Here is a 16,122-nt window from a genome sequence, read left to right as displayed (position 1 = left end):
CCGTGGCCCTAGAATCAGTGCGGTGAGCAGTATTCCAGCGGCCGATGACGTATTGGACCCCGACGAGGCCGTCTACGACCTACCGACGGTGTCGGATTTGCTCGGCATTCCGGTCACCAAGGTGCACCAACAGCTGCGCGACGGACAGCTGATCGCGGTGCGCCGCAACCGTGTCCTGGTGGTGCCGAAGCTCTTCTTCGATGACAACGGCCATGTGGTCAAGCCGCTGCCCGGACTGCTGGTCGTCCTGCGTGACGGCGGCTACCACGACACCGAGATCGTGCGCTGGTTGTTCACCCCGGACGAATCGCTGACGGTCACCACCGACGGCAGCGCCGAGCGGGTGCCCAATGCCCGGCCGGTCGACGCACTGCATTCCCACCAGGCACGCGAGGTGCTGCGCCGCGCGCAGGCGCTAGCCTACTGACGGCTGGTTCTGAGCCTCGGCCTCAGCCGGCGCCTCGGGTGCGCGGTAGAGCGAGTACCACGCCACCACGGCGCACGCCGTGGTGAGAAGGACATGGGCCCACGAGTACATGCCGTGCGCCCCATCGGGTTTCCACATCACCATGATCCAGGTGGAGAATCCGGCGACTGCGGCGATGGCCGGCCGGGTCTGGATCAGCGCGGCGGCCACCGCCAGCGGCCAGGTGTAGTACCAGGGCAGCGCGGCCGGTACGAACAGCACGACCACCACCATGGCCAGGGTGATACCGGTCAGGGCTTCGCGGTCGGTGTGCCGGTAGCGCCACCACAGCAACGGCAACGCGATGACGATGGTGAGGATGCCGATGATGCGGGCGACCTCGAGCACAGCGTAGAAATTGACCGGAAAAAGCAGGCCGCCAATGGCATTGATGAGGTTGGCGGCCGCGGTGGGCACTGTCAGCCAGTTGATGATCTTGACCGAGCCGGCCAGCGCCGTCAGCCAGCCCAGACCAACGCCCGCAAGCACGGAGATGACCGCGAACACCGCCACGAAGATCAGAACCGAAGCGGCGGTGGCGGCCGCGAATGCGCGCACCGCAGGCATGTCCCGCTGTTCCCGCAGTTGGCGCATCCACACCCAGACCAGGAACGGCAACGCAAGCCCGGCGGTCGCTTTGACCGCGACGGCTATCGCGATGAGGCTGACTCCGATCACCGGCCGGCCGGCGAAGGTCAGTGCGATCGCGGCCATCATCAGGCCGACCATCAGCATCTCGTTGTGCACGCCGCCCATCAGGTGCACGATCACCAGCGGATTGAGCACGCAGATCCACAGTGACGCAGCCCCGTTGGCGCCGACATGGCGGGCCACGCGTGGCGCGGCCCAGATCAGCAACAGCAGACCGGGCAGCATGCACAGCCGCAGCAGCATGGTGCCGGCCACTACGTCGTCGCCCACCAGGATCGTGACGAACTTCGCCACCAGGATGAACGCCGGCCCGTAGGGCGCGGTTGTGGTCGTCCAAATCGGACTCACGTTGTCCAGCAAGGAGTTCGGATTCTCCACCGGACCCACGACATAGGGGTCGAAGCCGTCGCGCAGCAGCGCTCCCTGGGCCAGGTAGGAGTAGGTGTCGCGGCTGAACAGCGGCACGCTCAGCAGCAGCGGCGCGAGCCAGAAACCGGTGGTGGCCACCATGGTGTATTCGGTCGCGGTGCCGTCGATCACGCGTCGGCCCAGCCAGATCCAGGCGATCAGCATCACGGCGACGCCGGCCCACAGCAGGATCGAGGACAGCACCAGGCCGTGCCCGAACCGCAACCAGGACAGGTGCAGTGACTCCAGGAGCGGGTCGTGCAGCCGGGTGCTGCCCGCGCCGAGCCCGCCGATGGTCAGCAGGGCCGCGCCCAGGCAACCCAGCCGGGCCGGTCGGGCTTCGGCGGACACCGCGAATGCGGCCAGACGCGAGATGTGTTGCGCGACCCCGGTGCTCGGGGTCTCGGTTGGCAAGGGTGTCATGAGGGAGATGTCATGTTGCGGTGACGGTCTTCTACGCCGACCGGTTCGTCGCGAACCGGGCGATCTCGGCCAGGCCGGTTTTCGCCGATTCGTGGATCGGTGCGGCGGCCAGCGTCTCCAGCGCGCGGCGGGTGAGCAGCTCGATGTGCGCCTCGACCGCCGCCAGGGCGCCGACAGATTCGATGGCCCGGCACAGTTCGCCGACCTGCGCGTCGGACAGCTCGGTGCCCACCGACGTGCGCAGAAGCTCGGCGGCAGGAGGGTCGGACTTGTCGGCCAATTCGAGTGCCTCGGCCAGCAGCACCGTGCGCTTGCCGGACCGCAGGTCGTCACCCGAGGGCTTACCGGTCACGGCCGGATCGCCGAACACCCCGAGGACGTCGTCGCGGAGCTGGAAGGCCACGCCGAGATCGTTGCCGACCTGGTGGAAGATCTGCTGTACGTCGGGCCGGTCGGCAGCAGCGGCAGCGCCCAGCTGCAGCGGCCGGGCAACCGTATAGGACGCGGTCTTGTAGGTGTTGACGTTCATCGCCGAGGCCACCGATTCGGCGCCGCTGGCCTCCGCGACGATGTCGAGGTACTGGCCACCGAGCACTTCGGTGCGGATGTGGCGCCATACCTGCTGGACGCGGTGCTGCCCGTCGGTCGGGATGTCGGCGTTCGCGACGATGTCATCGGCCCAGGACAGGGCCAGGTCGCCGGCCAGGATGGCCGCCGACAGGCCGAACTGCTTGGACGAGCCGTGCCAGTTGCGGTCGCGGTGCCGGTCGGCGAAGGTCCTGTGCACGGTCGGCAGGCCACGACGGGTGGCAGAGTCGTCGATGACGTCGTCGTGCACCAGGGCGCAGGCCTGCAGCAACTCCAGCGCGGCGAACAGCCTCAGTACGCCGGGCTCGGCGGGGCGGTCGGCCGGATCGATCACCGCGCGCCAGCCCCAGTAGGCGAACGCCGGGCGCAGCCGCTTGCCGCCGCGCAGGACGAATTCCTCGAGGGCCTCGGTCAGCTCGGCGTAGTCGGTTCCGATGTACTCGCAGTCGCGGCGGCGCTCGCGTAGGTAGTCGCGCAATTGGTCGGTGACGGCTCCGGCCAGCTCGACGGTTGACGGTGCCGATGTTTGCACGCTCAGCGCCCGCCCCTTTCTGTGTCAACGGTGTGTCCCCGAGTGCACTCAGCGTAGAGCGTGCCACGGTTTTTGTACCAAGCGAGTGTGGCGTAGCTGTGAGCTCGGCCGCGGACGTGCTCCCGGTCAGTCGCTGCCGGCGACCGGGTCACCCGGCTTGGGGGAGGTGTCACGGCTCATCCACGCCAGGCTTCCGATCACTCCAGCAACCAGAAACGCCCCGATGATGAGCCAGATGGTCGCGGTGGTGAACGACCGGGCACTCGGATCGGTGTAGCGGGCCTGGGCGTTCATGGTGCTGACGATTCCCGGCCGCAGTTTCCATTCCACGATCGAGGAGCTCACCTGGTCGCCATTGGTCGATGTCACTTCGCCGGGGAACGACACGGTCAGCAGCACGTCGGCCTGCGGATCGGACAGCGAGGTGAGGTCGACCCGGCCCTCCAGGATCACCAGGTCACCGGCGCGGCGCAGGGATATGTCGACCCCGGCGGCATCGCGGCTCATCCCGGCCAGCTGCGGCAGCTCGGCGAACGTGAGGTCGGAGAACACCGCCTGGGAGCCGACGAAGTCGTCGCGGCTGTACTCCGAGACCGCGACCTTCGTGGCGAACGGGAGGTTGTTCAGCAGCTGCGGGCCCTTGTCGTCGGCGTCCCGCGGCTTTGCCGCTGCGATGATCTGGCCCGACACCCGGTCGTCGGGGGAAACCGTGATGGACGTGCGGACTCGGACGCAGCCCACCGCCATGGGCAGGATCAGCAGCAACATCACCAACGTGAGCAGGCGGGTCCGGCTGCGGCGGCTCGGTGGTCGGACGTGCACGCTGGTCATCGTGCCAGATCTCACAGCGGCAGTGGGCGACCGAGGATGGCGAACGGTCGGGGATCACCGGCGAAGTGGTACCCGCGGATCACGTCGGTGAAGCCGAGCCGCCGGTACAACTGCCATGCGCGATTGGCCTCGCCGTTGATCTCAGGGGTCGACAACAGTACCTGCGACTCGTCCCGGCCGGCCAACAGTCGCCTGGTCAGGGCCTCGCCGAGGCCCTTGCCCTGGGCGCGGGGCTCGATGTGCAGCTCGGTGAGTTCGAAGTAACTGGCCATGAGCTCGGCGATGCGTCCGGGGCTCGCGCCCACGCGCTGCAGGCCGGAGATGACCTGTTGTTGCCACCATTGGTCGGGCGCCCCGCTGTAGCCGTAGGCGATTCCCAGCAGCGGGGCGTCGATCAGGTCCGCACCGGATTCAGTGCCCGCGCCGGTGCTGGATTCGGCGCCCGCGCCGGTGCTGGATTCGGCGCCCGCGCCGGTGCTGGATTCGGCGCCCGCGCCGGTGCTGGATTCGGCCACCTCAACAGCGGCCACACATTTCCAGCCCGCACGCCGGGTGTGTTCGAGCCACAGGGCGGCGCGCTGCTCCTCGGTTCCGCGTGGATAACGCATGGCGTCGACGTACACGCGCAGCGCCTCGGGGAGCCGGCGCTTCATGTCGTCCGGCGACAGATCTATGAGATACGTCGCCAATGCTTTCGCCTTTCGCCCGCCGGTGTCTGCCGAACTCATTATCTTCAGCATTATCCGGCCGGGACGCTGTCGGTCCCAGCGGCCGGGGCTATCTCGGAACGACTTACAATCGAAGGTGAACAAGGTGGTACGGCTCGGATCGACCTCGTATCATTAGGCTTAGGTGTCCGTGATTGCGGGCATGTGAAATGTTGAACAGCGACGGCGGCGTCGGCTAGGAGGGACGAATGCCACTCTCCGATCATGAGCAGCGCATGCTCGATCAGATCGAGAGCGCGCTCTATGCCGAGGATCCCAAGTTCGCGTCGAGCGTGCGCGGTGGGACCTTGAGGGCGCCATCGGCTCGGCGCAGGCTTCAAGGTGCGCTGCTGTTCGTGGTGGGCCTGGCACTACTGGTTGTCGGGGTGGCCGTGAAGGCCACCATGATCGGTGGTTTCCCGATCTTGTCGGTGGTGGGTTTCGTGGTGATGTTCGGCGGCGTGGTGTTCGCCGTCACCGGACCGCGTGTCACCGGGGGCCGTGACCGTGCGGCGCAGGGAACCGGCAACGCGCCGCGCCAGCGTCGTCAGCGCGGTGGGTCGTTCACCACTCGGATGGAAGATCGGTTCCGTCGCCGGTTCGACGACTGAGCCGCTCGACGGCATCAAGGGGTAGCCCGTAGCGGGCTGCCCCTTTTTTGTGTTTTCTGCCGGTCCGGGCCCGACGTCGGAGTCGTCCAGCGACACGCCGGGGCCGTTCGCCCGCGCACGGGTGTGGGGCGGTGTGGGTGACACCGGCAGATTCTCAGGGAATTTCGCCCCACAACGCCCCACCTTCTCGCCGCAGGTTCCTACCTGCGGTTTTTCTGTTCTCTGCTGCCCAGTACCGGCGATTGAGTGGTTGGTGTGGGTGGTTCTGGGGGGCGTTGGTGGGGAGAAACCCCAAACTGGACGGCTCAAATGGAGCAAAGTGGGGGATCGTGGGGTAAAGTGGCGGCCAACGGGGAAATCGGAGCCCCGTTCGGAGGGCAGAAGGCCTGGCCTGGATCTCGCAAGCGACTCGGAGATCCGAACCGGGTGGCGGGAGGTGTCCAGATGTTTCTGGGTACCTACACGCCCAAGCTCGACGACAAGGGGCGGCTCACGCTGCCCGCCAAGTTCCGCGACGCACTGGCAGGAGGGTTGATGGTCACCAAGGGCCAAGATCACAGCCTCGCCGTGTATCCGCGCGACGAGTTCGAAAAGGTCGCCCGGCGCGCTGCTGACGCATCGCGCAGGAACCCCGACGCTCGGGCGTTCCTACGTAACTTGGCGGCCGCCACCGATGAGCAGCATCCCGACGCACAGGGCCGGATCACCCTGTCGGCGGACCACCGTCGCTACGCGAGCCTGTCCAAGGAGTGCGTGGTGATCGGGTCGGTCGACTACCTGGAGATCTGGGACGCAGAAGCCTGGCAGGAGTACCAGCAGAACCACGAAGAGAACTTCTCCGCGGCCACCGATGAAGCTCTGCGCGACATCCTCTGATGCGGCCCATCAACCGGCGGCTGGCCTGGACCTAGCCCGTGCAGCGAGGCCTCTGCCCGAATTGGCCCTGGCGTACTTCCCCAACGCCAGGTCCGTTAATTCGGACAGAGACCCCGGTGCAGGGGCCAATCCGAGCGGAGGTGTTTCAGCGGTGCCAGATTCCCCAGATCAGCCAGACTCCCAGGACCGCGAGGAATCGCACAGCGCGGACTCCCACGAATACGGTCACATCCCGGTACTCCTCGACCGCTGCGTCGAGCTGCTGGCCCCCGCACTCACCCGCCGCCACGCCGACGGGGCGGACGCTGTTCTGGTGGACGCCACCCTCGGTGCGGGCGGCCACTCCGAACGTTTTCTGACCGACTTTCCCGGCCTGCACGTCATCGGCCTGGACCGTGACCCCAATGCGCTCGGCATCGCCGGCGCCCGCCTGGCGCCGTTCGGCGACCGGATGCGGCTGGTGCGGACCCGCTATGACGGAATTGCCGGGGCAATCGCGGAATCGGGTTTCCGTCAGATCGACGGTGTGCTGTTCGACCTCGGTGTGTCCTCGATGCAGCTGGATCAGACCGAGCGCGGCTTCTCCTACTCCGCGGACGCACCGCTGGACATGCGGATGGATCCCGACGCGCCGCTGACTGCCGCTGACATCCTCAACACCTGGGACGCCAAGTCGATCGCCCGGATTCTGCGGGATTACGGCGAGGAGCGCTTCGCCGGCCGGATCGCCGACAAGGTCGTGAAACGGCGTGCACAGCAACCGTTTTCCACCACCGGAGAGCTGGTGGAGTTGCTCTACGAGGCGATCCCGGCACCGGCGCGCCGCACCGGAGGGCATCCGGGCAAGCGCACTTTCCAGGCGCTGCGGGTCGCGGTCAACGGCGAACTGGATTCGCTGCGCGCTGCGCTGCCCGCCGCTTTGGCCGCGTTGACCGACGGCGGACGGATTGTGGTGATGTCCTATCAGTCGCTTGAGGACCGGATCGTCAAGCAGGCGTTCGCCGCGGCCACCGCATCGCGGACCCCGCCGGGCCTGCCCATCGAATTGCCAGGCCACGAACCCGAATTCGTCACGCTGACCCGCGGTGCCGAGAAGGCCCGCCAAGCTGAGATCGATCGCAATCCGCGTAGCGCTCCGGTGCGGCTGCGGGCACTGGAAAAGGTGGGGGAAGGGGGCAACTCATGAAGGTGAAACGACCCGAGCAGCTGCGTGAGTCAGATCGCAGGCGTCCGGTGCGTCAACCCGCGCGAGGCGGCGGGCGGCGCACCGAACAGGCTCCGCCGCGCAAGCGTCGGCCGGGTTCCGAGCAGCGCCCCGCGCGCACCGCACCGGGTACCGGACCGATTCAGCGGCCGGGCACCCGTCCGGCCCGCCCCAAGAGCGCCAGTCAGGCCAAGGCCCGAGCGAAAGCTCGTAAGGCCAAGGCTCCCAAGGTCGTCCGCCCGCCATTGCGGGTCCGGTTGCGGGAACGCCTGCTGGTCCGGCTCGCCTCGATCGAGCTCAATCCGCGGGTCCTGATCTCCCGGGTCCCGTTCGTCGTTCTGGTGATCGCGGCGTTGGGCCTCGGACTCGCGGTCACCCTGTGGCTGTCCACCGGTTCGGCCGAGCGGTCCTACCAGCTGGGTCACGCTCGCCAGGTCAATCAGGGTCTGCTGCAACAGAAAGAAGCGCTGGAGCGCGATGTGCTCGAAGCGCAGGCCGCTCCGGCGCTGGCCGAATCCGCCCGCAACCTGGGCATGATCCCGTCGCGCGACACCGCGCACCTGGTGCAGGATGCGACCGGCAACTGGACCGTCGTCGGCACCCCGAAGCCCGCCGAAGGCGTCCCGCCGCCCCCGCTGAACACGCCGCTGCCCGAGGAGGCCCCACCGGCCCCGCCTGCGCCCCCGGCACCCCGGGTGCTCGATCCGCGCGAGTTGACTGTGCGGACGCCGCGCGCGGGTTCCCCTGTCGTACCGGGCATTCCGGTCCCGCAGGCCGATGCCCTCCACGGCCTGCCTGGAGCCGTACCGCCGGTGCCCGGGCCCGTACCGGCGGCTGCGCCCGCGCCGGATGTGCTCGCGGCTCCCGCCCCGGCGGTAGCTGACCCCGCGCAACCGGCGACGGCACCGATGCATCTACCCGGTGTGCCGACCGCGCCCGGTCCGGTAGTCGCACAGGCGCAACCGGCTCAGCCGGAACCGGTGGCTCCCGCTCCGGCGCCGGCCGCGCCGGCACAGGCTGCGCCAGGACCCGTCGTCCCGCTGGAGCAGTTCAGCCCACCCGCGGCGCCTGCCGCACATGTCCCTGCCGTTGCCGTCAACGCCCCGGCGCCCGCGGCATGAATCGCCGCCCGGGCCGCCAGGGTCAGTCGCCGAAGCAGCAGGGGGCAAAGAAGGCCTCGCCCGGGCCGGGGCACGAGGCCCGGGTCCGCCGTACCAGGGTTGCCGCCGAAACCGGTTTGCGCAGCTCGTCTTTCGTGTTCCGGCACCGCGCCGGAAACCTGGTGATGTTGTCGGTGCTGGTGATTGCGGCCGTGCAGTTGTTCAGCCTTCAGGTGCCGAGGGCGGCGGGTTTGCGCGCCGAGGCGGCCAGTCAGCTCAAGGTCACCGATGTGAACCCGGCCATGCGGGGCAGCATCGTCGACCGCAACGATGACAAGCTGGCGTTCACCATCGAGGCCAAGGCGCTGACGTTCCAGCCGGTCCGGGTCCGCAAGCAACTCGCCGAGGCCAAGGCCAAGTCCAGCGAGGCCCCTGATCCGGATCACCGGCTCACCGAGATCGCCAAGGAGATCGCCACCCGGCTGGACAACCGGCCCGATTTCAAGACCGTGCTCAAGAAGCTCAGGAGCAACGAGACTTTCGTGTACCTGGCCCGTGCGGTCGATCCCGCGATCGCCGGCGCGATCATGGACAAGTTCCCCGAGGTCGGTGCCGAGCGCCAGGATCTGCGGCAGTATCCGGGTGGCTCGCTGGCCGCCAACATCGTCGGCGGGATCGACTGGGACGGTCACGGCCTGCTCGGGCTGGAGGATTCGCTCGACGCGGCGTTGGCCGGCTCCGACGGCTCGGTCACCTATGACCGCGGTTCGGACGGCGTGGTGATCCCAGGCAGCTACCGCAACCGGCACGACGCGGTCAACGGGTCCACGGTGCAGCTGACGCTCGATGACGACATCCAGTACTACGTCCAGCAGCAGGTGCAGCAGGCCAAGGATGCCTCGGGGGCCAAGAACGTCTCCGCGGTGGTGCTCGATGCCAAAACCGGTGAGGTGCTGGCGATGTCGAACGACAACACGTTCGATCCGAGCCAGGACATCGGTCGGCAGGAGCACCGGCAGATGGGCAACCTGCCGGTGTCCTCGCCGTTCGAGCCCGGTTCGGTGAACAAGATCATCACGGCCTCCGCTGCGATCGAGTACGGGCTGGCCAATCCAGACGAGGTGCTGCAGGTGCCCGGCTCGATCGACATGGGCGGGGTCACAGTCCGCGACGCGTGGAACCACGGCGTGATGCCGTACACCATGACCGGCGTGTTCGGGAAGTCGTCGAACGTCGGAACCCTGATGCTGGCGCAGCGGGTCGGCCCGGATCGGTTCTACGACATGGTCCGCCGGTTCGGGCTCGGTCAGCGCACCGGTGTCGGCCTGCCCGGTGAGAGCGGGGGCCTGGTGCCGCCCATCGATCAGTGGTCGGGCAGCTCGTTCTCCAACCTGCCGATCGGGCAGGGTCTTTCGATGACGCTGCTGCAGATGACCGGGATGTACCAGACCATCGCCAACGACGGGGTGCGCATGCCGCCCCGCATCATCAAGTCCACCATCGCGCCGGATGGCACCCGTACCGATGAGCCGCGGCCGGAAGGCGTTCGGGTGGTGACACCGGAGACCGCCCGCACAGTGCGAAACATGTTCCGCGCCATCGTGCAGCGGGACCCGATGGGCGCACAGCAGGGGACGGGCCCGCAGGCCGCGGTCGAGGGCTATCAGATCGCGGGGAAGACCGGAACGGCGCAGCAGATCAATCCGGCATGCGGTTGCTACTACGACGACGTCTACTGGATCACCTTCGCGGGCATGGCGCCTGCCGACGATCCGCGCTACGTCGTCGGGATCATGATGGACGCACCGCACCGCGCGGCCGACGGGTCACCGGGATCCTCGGCGGCGCCGCTGTTCCACAACATCGCGTCGTGGCTGCTGCAACGCCACAACGTACCGTTGTCGGCGGATCCGGGGCCGCGGTTGACCCTGCAGGCGACCTGACCGCGATAGTCGTGGGTGGTGCGGTCGGCGGACCGCAGATGGGTACTGTGGCATGGCCATGAAGCTGCGTCCCAGCCGTCCCGCCGGCCAATACCTTCTGCCGCTCGCCGAACAGGTCCAAGCGGTACCCGCTAGCGGAAATCCCCTGCCGGAACTTCGGGTAACAGGCGTCACCCTGCGCGGTCAGGATGCCCAGCCTGGGGATCTGTTCGCCGCGCTCCCGGGCGCGGCGGTGCACGGCGCGCGCTATGCGGCAGACGCGGTCGCCGCCGGTGCGGTGGCAGTGCTCACAGACGCCGCCGGCGCCGCCGAATCGGGAGGCCTCGACGTCCCGATCCTGATCCATCCCGACCCTCGTTCGGTGCTCGGTGAGGTGGCGGCCGAGGTGTACGGGCGTCCGTCGGAGCGGCTGACGGTGATCGGGGTGACCGGAACCTCGGGCAAGACCACCACGACGTATCTGGTGGAGGCCGGGTTGCGGGCCGCAGGCCGGGTGGCCGGACTGATCGGCACCGTGGGCGTGCGGATCGCCGGACGCGATCTGCCGAGTGCGCTGACCACGCCCGAGGCGCCGGATCTGCAGGCACTGCTGGCCGTGATGGTCGAGGAAGGCGTCGACACCGTCGTCATGGAGGTGTCGAGCCACGCGCTGACGCTCGGCCGCGTCGACGGGATCCGGTTCGCGCTCGGTGGGTTCACCAACCTGTCGCGCGACCACCTGGATTTCCATCCCACGATGGAGGACTACTTCGAGGCCAAGGCCCGGCTCTTCGATCCCGCGTCGCGCAACCACGCCGCCGCCGCGGTGGTCTGTGTCGACGACGAGGCGGGCATCGCGATGGCCGGGCGGGTCGGGAAGGCGACGACCGTCAGTGCCACGGGCGCGCCGGCCGACTGGCGGGCGCGGGACATCTCGGTGGTCGGCGTCGGATCCCAGGAATTCACCCTCGTCGACCCGGCCGGGGTGCCCCACCAACTCCGGATCGGGCTGACCGGCGGCTACAACATCGCCAATGCCGCCCTTGCGATCGCGCTGCTGGACGGGGCCGGGGTGTCGCCCGAGCAGGCCGCTCCTGGACTGCGTACGGCGACAGTCCCGGGCCGGCTGCAGCCGATCGACCGCGGCCAGCCGTTCCTGGCTCTGGTCGACTACGCGCACAAGCCCGGGGCGTTGCAGGCGGTGCTCGAGACGTTGAGGGCGAGCGGAGCGACGAGGCAGGACGGCCTGCGCAGCTCCGGCCCGCGTCGCATCGCGGTGGTGTTCGGGGCCGGAGGCAACCGGGACACGGGCAAGCGCGCGCCGATGGGGCGGGTCGCGGCCGAACTGGCGGATCTCGTCGTGGTCACCGATGACAATCCCCGCGACGAGGACCCCGCACTGATCCGGGCCGCGATCGTGGCCGGAACCGCCGAAGCGTCCGGGGGCGCCGAGGTCGTGGAGGTCGGCGACCGGCGGGCGGCGATCGACCATGCGGTGGCCTGGGCGGGGCCCGGCGACATCGTGCTGATCGCGGGCAAGGGCCATGAGAGCGGGCAGACCGGTGGCGGCCAGACCCGGCCGTTCGATGACCGTGACGAGCTCGCGGCGGCGTTGGAGGCACTCAAGGCAGGGGAATCGGGCTCGTGATCGAGATGACCATCGCCAGGATCGCCGACATCGTCGGCGGCGAGCTGGCCGACATCACTGCCGAAGAGGCCGCCTCGACCCGCGTCACCGGCACCGTCGAATTCGACTCCCGCGCGATCGGCCCCGGCGGATTGTTCCTGGCGCTGCCCGGCGCCCGCTCCGACGGCCATGACTTCGCGGCCGCGGCGGTGGCGTCCGGGGCCGCGGCCGTGCTGGCCGCACGCCCGGTCGGGGTGCCCGCGATCATCGTGAAGAAGCCCGGTGTCGCCGATGGGGGTGTCGATGTCTCCTCTGGCGCTTTGGAATTCGACACCGACGGTTCCGGTGCGGCCGTGCTGGCCGCCCTGGCCAAGCTCGCCGCGGCGGTGGCCGCCGAGCTCGTCGCCGATGGCCTGACGATCATCGGCGTTACCGGATCATCCGGTAAGACCTCGACCAAGGATCTGCTTGCCGCGGTGCTGGATCCGCTCGGGCAGGTCATCGCGCCGCCGGGCTCGTTCAACAACGAGCTGGGGCATCCGTGGACGGTGCTGCGTGCCACGCCCGACACCGACTACCTGATCCTGGAGATGTCGGCCCGGCATCCGGGCAACATCGCCGCCCTGGCCGCGATCGCCCCGCCGCAGATCGCGGTGGTGCTCAACGTGGGTACCGCCCACCTCGGCGAGTTCGGCTCGCGTGAGGCCATTGCCAACACCAAAGCCGAGTTGCCGCAAGCTGTTCCGGCCTCGGGTGTGGTCATTCTCAATGTCGACGACACCGCGGTGGCGGCCATGGCCGACAAGACCGCGGCACGTGTGGTGCGGGTGTCGCGCGAGCCCGGCTCCGAGGTCGACGTGTGGGCCGGACCGGTCGCCCTCGACGATCTGGCCCGCCCGCGGTTCACCCTGCACGCGGACGGTGGGGAAGTCGAGGTGGCGCTGGCGGTGCACGGCGATCACCAGGTCGGCAACGCGTTGTGCGCGGCGGCGGTCGCGCTGCAGTGCGGCGCCGGCCTGGATCAGGTGGCCGCGGCACTGGCGGGGGCCGGTCCCGTCTCGCGGAACCGGATGCAGGTGGGTACCCGTGCCGATGGTGTGACGGTGATCAACGACGCCTACAACGCCAACCCGGATTCGATGCGCGCCGGGCTGAAGGCACTGGCGTGGATGTCCCGGCAGAGCCCCGGTGACCTGCATGGAAAGCGGCGCAGCTGGGCCGTGTTGGGCGAGATGGCCGAACTCGGTGACGACGCCATAACCGAGCACGACGCCATCGGACGCTTCGCGGTGCGCTTAGATGTGTCTCGGTTAATCGTCGTCGGAACCGGGAGGACTATGAACGCCATGCACCACGGCGCGGTGATGGAGGGTTCGTGGGGATCTGAGTCCACGATGGTCGACGACGCCGATGCCGCACTGGCCCTGCTGCGGGCTGAGTTGCAGCCGGGGGATGTGGTGCTGGTGAAGGCATCCAACTCGGTCGGGTTGGGTCCGCTGGCGGACGCGCTGGTTGCCGCTGAAGACGCCGACGATCGGAACTCCGACCGATGAAACTCATCCTGATTGCCGTCGGCATCGCGCTGACGGTCTCGATCCTGCTCACGCCCGCGTTGATCCGGCTGTTCACCAAGCGTGGGCTCGGCCATGAGATCCGTGAGGATGGCCCGGCCAGTCATGCCAAGAAGCGCGGCACGCCGTCGATGGGCGGTGTGGCGATCGTGGCCGGTATCTGGGCGGCCTACCTGGGCACCCATCTGGTCGGGGTGGCGCTGGGCGGAGAGGGCCCGTCGGCTTCGGGCCTGTTGGTGCTGGGACTGGCCACGATGCTCGGCCTGGTCGGATTCATCGACGATCTGATCAAGTTGCGGCGCTCCCGCAACCTAGGGCTGAACAAGACCGCCAAGACGGTCGGTCAGCTGACTGCTGCGGTGCTGTTCGGTGTCCTGGCCCTGCAGTTCCGCAACGGCGACGGGCTCACCCCGGGCAGTCCCGAGCTGTCCTATGTCCGCGAGATCGCCACCGTGACGCTGGCGTCGTGGGTGTTCGTGTTGTTCTGCGTGGTGATCGTCAGTGCATGGTCCAACGCGGTGAACTTCACCGACGGCCTGGACGGGCTGGCGGCCGGCGCGATGGCGATGGTGTGTGCGGCCTACGTGCTGATCACCTTCTGGCAGTACCGCAATGCGTGCGCGACTGCCCCGGGCCTGGGCTGTTACAACGTGCGCGACCCGCTGGACCTGGCGATCATCGCGGCCGCCACCGCGGGCGCGTGTATCGGCTTCCTGTGGTGGAATGCCGCGCCCGCCAAAATCTTCATGGGTGACACCGGCTCGCTGGCCCTGGGCGGCATCATCGCCGGGTTGTCGGTGACGAGCCGTACCGAGATCCTCGCGGTGGTTCTTGGGGCATTGTTCGTCGCCGAGGTGACCTCGGTGGTGGTGCAGATCCTGGCCTTCCGCACCACGGGCCGCCGGGTGTTCCGAATGGCGCCGTTCCATCACCATTTCGAGTTGGTGGGTTGGGCCGAGACCACGGTCATCATCCGGTTCTGGCTGCTGACGGCGATCGCCTGCGGTCTGGGCGTGGCCCTGTTCTACAGCGAGTGGCTCACTGCAGTCGGGGCCTGACGTGACCGGCCCGGTGGACGGTGACGACCGGGGGCTTCCCGCACGCGAGGAGGACCAGCATCTTCCCGCACGCGAGGAGGACCAGAATCTGTTGTCGCTGCTGACCCCGGGAGCTTCGGTGTTGGTCACCGGCGCGGGGGTGACCGGACGCGCCGTATTGGCGGCGCTGGCACCCCTCGGCGTCGCTGCGACGCTGTGCGACGACCGTGCCGAAGCCCTGCGGGCCTACGCCGAGCAGGGCACCGCGGTCATCGATCCCGCCTCGGCGATCGCCGGCATCGCCGAGTACACGCTGGTGGTGACCAGCCCGGGATTCCCGCCAACCTCCGCTGTGCTGGCCGCCGCGGCCGAGGCCGGTGTGCCGATCTGGGGCGATGTGGAGCTGGCCTGGCGGCTGGACGCCGCGGGCCGCTACGGTCCGCCTCGGCGGTGGCTGGTGGTCACCGGTACCAACGGCAAGACCACGACCACCTCGATGCTGCAGGAGATGCTGCTGGCCGACGGGCGGCGAAGCCTGTTGTGCGGCAATATCGGTGATCCGGTGCTGGCGGTGCTCGATCAGCCCGCGGAGTTGCTGGCGGTCGAGTTGTCGAGCTTCCAGCTGCATTGGGCGCCTTCGCTGCGCCCGGACGCCGGTGTGGTGCTCAACGTCGCCGAGGACCATCTGGACTGGCACGGTTCGATGGCCGCCTACGCCGCCGACAAGGCCAGGGCGCTGGCCGGCCGGGTCGCCGTGGTGGGCCTCGACGATCCGGTGGCGGCCGGTCTGCTACCCACCTCACAGGCTCCGGTTCGGGTCGGATTCCGGCTGGGCGAACCGGCCGACGGTGAACTCGGTGTCCGTGCCGGCAAGCTCGTCGACCGTGCCTTCGGCGCCGACGTCGAGTTGGCTGACGCCGCGACGATCAGTGTGGCCGGGCCGGTCGGCCTGCTCGACGCGCTGGCGGCTGCGGCGCTGGCCCGCGCCGTCGGGGTGGCCCCCGAATCGATCGCGGCCGCATTGGCGTCGTTCCAGGTCGGCAGGCACCGCGCCGAGCTGGTCGGGGAGGCCGGCGGGGTGCGTTACGTCGACGATTCCAAGGCCACCAACCCGCACGCCGCGCAGGCGTCGATCACCGCGTTCGACCGCGTGATCTGGATCGCCGGGGGCTTGCTGAAGGGAGCTTCGGTCGACGAGCTGGTGCGCCAGGTGGCGAATCGGCTGGTCGCGGTGGTGTTGATCGGGCGGGATCGGCAGATGGTTGCCGATGCGTTATCGCGACACGCCCCGGATGTCCCCGTCGTCGAGGTTGTGACGGGGGAGGATTCTGGGGTGCTTGAGACAAATGAGTCTATTGGTGATCATGTGACTCGTGTGATCGAAGTCGCAGACCGTCCGGTCTCCGACGCGGTCATGACGGCGGTCGTCGATGTCGCGCGCGGCCTGGCGGCCTCGGGTGACACCGTGTTGCTGGCCCCGGCAGGAGCGTCCTTCGATCAGTTCAGCGGCTACGGCCAGCGCGGCGATGCGTTCGCCGGTGCCGTCCGCGCCGCGATCGGGTAGGCGA

General features: G+C 68.7%; 14 protein-coding genes. 10 read left to right on the top strand and 4 right to left on the bottom strand.

Annotated features, from left to right (window positions below):
* Window positions 1-22 precede the first annotated feature (22 nt).
* Window positions 23-427, top strand: a complete 405-nt coding sequence (locus tag EH231_RS08720; protein ID WP_090431221.1) for an Rv2175c family DNA-binding protein — start codon at window positions 23-25, stop codon at window positions 425-427.
* Here EH231_RS08720 and EH231_RS08715 read toward each other — a convergent pair.
* From EH231_RS08715 to EH231_RS08700, 4 genes are all read right to left on the bottom strand, one after another.
* Window positions 416-1,948, bottom strand: coding sequence for an alpha-(1->6)-mannopyranosyltransferase A (locus EH231_RS08715; protein WP_124712235.1), 1,533 nt, complete (start codon window positions 1,946-1,948; stop codon window positions 416-418). The genes EH231_RS08720 and EH231_RS08715 overlap by 12 nt on opposite strands.
* A 31-nt stretch (window positions 1,949-1,979) precedes the next feature.
* On the bottom strand, window positions 1,980-3,068 hold the full coding sequence (idsA2, locus tag EH231_RS08710; protein ID WP_090431216.1) for a bifunctional (2E,6E)-farnesyl/geranyl diphosphate synthase: 1,089 nt from the start codon (window positions 3,066-3,068) through the stop codon (window positions 1,980-1,982).
* A gap of 126 nt (window positions 3,069-3,194) precedes the next feature.
* A complete protein-coding gene (locus EH231_RS08705) occupies window positions 3,195-3,899 on the bottom strand; it encodes an LppM family (lipo)protein (protein ID WP_164480813.1) in 705 nt (234 codons plus the stop codon).
* Between the two features lie 11 nt (window positions 3,900-3,910).
* The gene (locus EH231_RS08700) at window positions 3,911-4,588 is read right to left on the bottom strand and encodes a GNAT family N-acetyltransferase (RefSeq protein ID WP_164481176.1); all 678 of its coding nucleotides are present in this window, start codon (window positions 4,586-4,588) and stop codon (window positions 3,911-3,913) included.
* A 227-nt stretch (window positions 4,589-4,815) separates the two neighbouring features.
* Here EH231_RS08700 and EH231_RS08695 point away from each other — a divergent pair, with 227 nt between their 5' ends.
* From EH231_RS08695 to murD, 9 genes are all read left to right on the top strand, one after another.
* Complete coding sequence (locus EH231_RS08695) at window positions 4,816-5,217, top strand: SCO2097 family morphological protein (RefSeq protein WP_090431213.1); 402 nt, start codon at window positions 4,816-4,818, stop codon at window positions 5,215-5,217.
* 444 nt (window positions 5,218-5,661) lie between these two features.
* On the top strand, window positions 5,662-6,093 hold the full coding sequence (gene mraZ / locus EH231_RS08690; RefSeq protein WP_090431211.1) for a division/cell wall cluster transcriptional repressor MraZ: 432 nt from the start codon (window positions 5,662-5,664) through the stop codon (window positions 6,091-6,093).
* On the top strand, window positions 6,068-7,279 hold the full coding sequence (gene rsmH, locus EH231_RS08685) for a 16S rRNA (cytosine(1402)-N(4))-methyltransferase RsmH (protein ID WP_234927192.1): 1,212 nt from the start codon (window positions 6,068-6,070) through the stop codon (window positions 7,277-7,279). Before mraZ ends, rsmH begins: the two co-directional genes overlap by 26 nt.
* Complete coding sequence (ftsL, locus tag EH231_RS08680; RefSeq protein ID WP_090431210.1) at window positions 7,276-8,418, top strand: cell division protein FtsL; 1,143 nt, start codon at window positions 7,276-7,278, stop codon at window positions 8,416-8,418. Before rsmH ends, ftsL begins: the two co-directional genes overlap by 4 nt.
* Window positions 8,415-10,340: a peptidoglycan D,D-transpeptidase FtsI family protein gene (locus EH231_RS08675; protein WP_090431208.1), complete on the top strand. Its 1,926-nt coding sequence runs from the start codon at window positions 8,415-8,417 to the stop codon at window positions 10,338-10,340. Before ftsL ends, EH231_RS08675 begins: the two co-directional genes overlap by 4 nt.
* 52 nt (window positions 10,341-10,392) lie before the next feature.
* Entirely contained in the window at window positions 10,393-11,967 is a 1,575-nt protein-coding gene (locus tag EH231_RS08670) for a UDP-N-acetylmuramoyl-L-alanyl-D-glutamate--2,6-diaminopimelate ligase (RefSeq protein WP_124712232.1), read from the top strand.
* Window positions 11,964-13,499, top strand: a complete 1,536-nt coding sequence (locus EH231_RS08665; protein WP_124712231.1) for a UDP-N-acetylmuramoyl-tripeptide--D-alanyl-D-alanine ligase — start codon at window positions 11,964-11,966, stop codon at window positions 13,497-13,499. The genes EH231_RS08670 and EH231_RS08665 overlap by 4 nt, the downstream gene beginning before the upstream one ends.
* Window positions 13,496-14,575, top strand: coding sequence for a phospho-N-acetylmuramoyl-pentapeptide-transferase (mraY, locus tag EH231_RS08660; protein ID WP_090431202.1), 1,080 nt, complete (start codon window positions 13,496-13,498; stop codon window positions 14,573-14,575). The genes EH231_RS08665 and mraY overlap by 4 nt, the downstream gene beginning before the upstream one ends.
* An 88-nt stretch (window positions 14,576-14,663) precedes the next feature.
* The gene (murD, locus tag EH231_RS08655) at window positions 14,664-16,118 is read left to right on the top strand and encodes a UDP-N-acetylmuramoyl-L-alanine--D-glutamate ligase (RefSeq protein ID WP_124714219.1); all 1,455 of its coding nucleotides are present in this window, start codon (window positions 14,664-14,666) and stop codon (window positions 16,116-16,118) included.
* The last annotated feature ends 4 nt before the right edge of the window (window positions 16,119-16,122 follow it).

Source organism: Mycolicibacterium nivoides, assembly GCF_003855255.1.
Lineage (GTDB): Bacteria > Actinomycetota > Actinomycetes > Mycobacteriales > Mycobacteriaceae > Mycobacterium > Mycobacterium nivoides.
The sequence above is the reverse complement of the archived record's forward strand: the minus strand, read 5'-3'. Positions and strand labels throughout refer to the sequence as shown.

Bases quoted from the DNA above. Each gene is read 5' to 3' on its own strand.
- EH231_RS08705 (WP_164480813.1), bottom strand. From the start codon at position 3,899: ATGACCAGCGTGCACGTCCGACCACCGAGCCGCCGCAGCCGGACCCGC.
- EH231_RS08715 (WP_124712235.1), bottom strand. From the start codon at position 1,948: ATGACACCCTTGCCAACCGAGACCCCGAGCACCGGGGTCGCGCAACAC.
- rsmH (WP_234927192.1), top strand. From the start codon at position 6,068: ATGAAGCTCTGCGCGACATCCTCTGATGCGGCCCATCAACCGGCGGCT.
- ftsL (WP_090431210.1), top strand. From the start codon at position 7,276: ATGAAGGTGAAACGACCCGAGCAGCTGCGTGAGTCAGATCGCAGGCGT.
- mraZ (WP_090431211.1), top strand. From the start codon at position 5,662: ATGTTTCTGGGTACCTACACGCCCAAGCTCGACGACAAGGGGCGGCTC.
- EH231_RS08670 (WP_124712232.1), top strand. From the start codon at position 10,393: ATGGCCATGAAGCTGCGTCCCAGCCGTCCCGCCGGCCAATACCTTCTG.
- EH231_RS08675 (WP_090431208.1), top strand. From the start codon at position 8,415: ATGAATCGCCGCCCGGGCCGCCAGGGTCAGTCGCCGAAGCAGCAGGGG.
- EH231_RS08695 (WP_090431213.1), top strand. From the start codon at position 4,816: ATGCCACTCTCCGATCATGAGCAGCGCATGCTCGATCAGATCGAGAGC.
- mraY (WP_090431202.1), top strand. From the start codon at position 13,496: ATGAAACTCATCCTGATTGCCGTCGGCATCGCGCTGACGGTCTCGATC.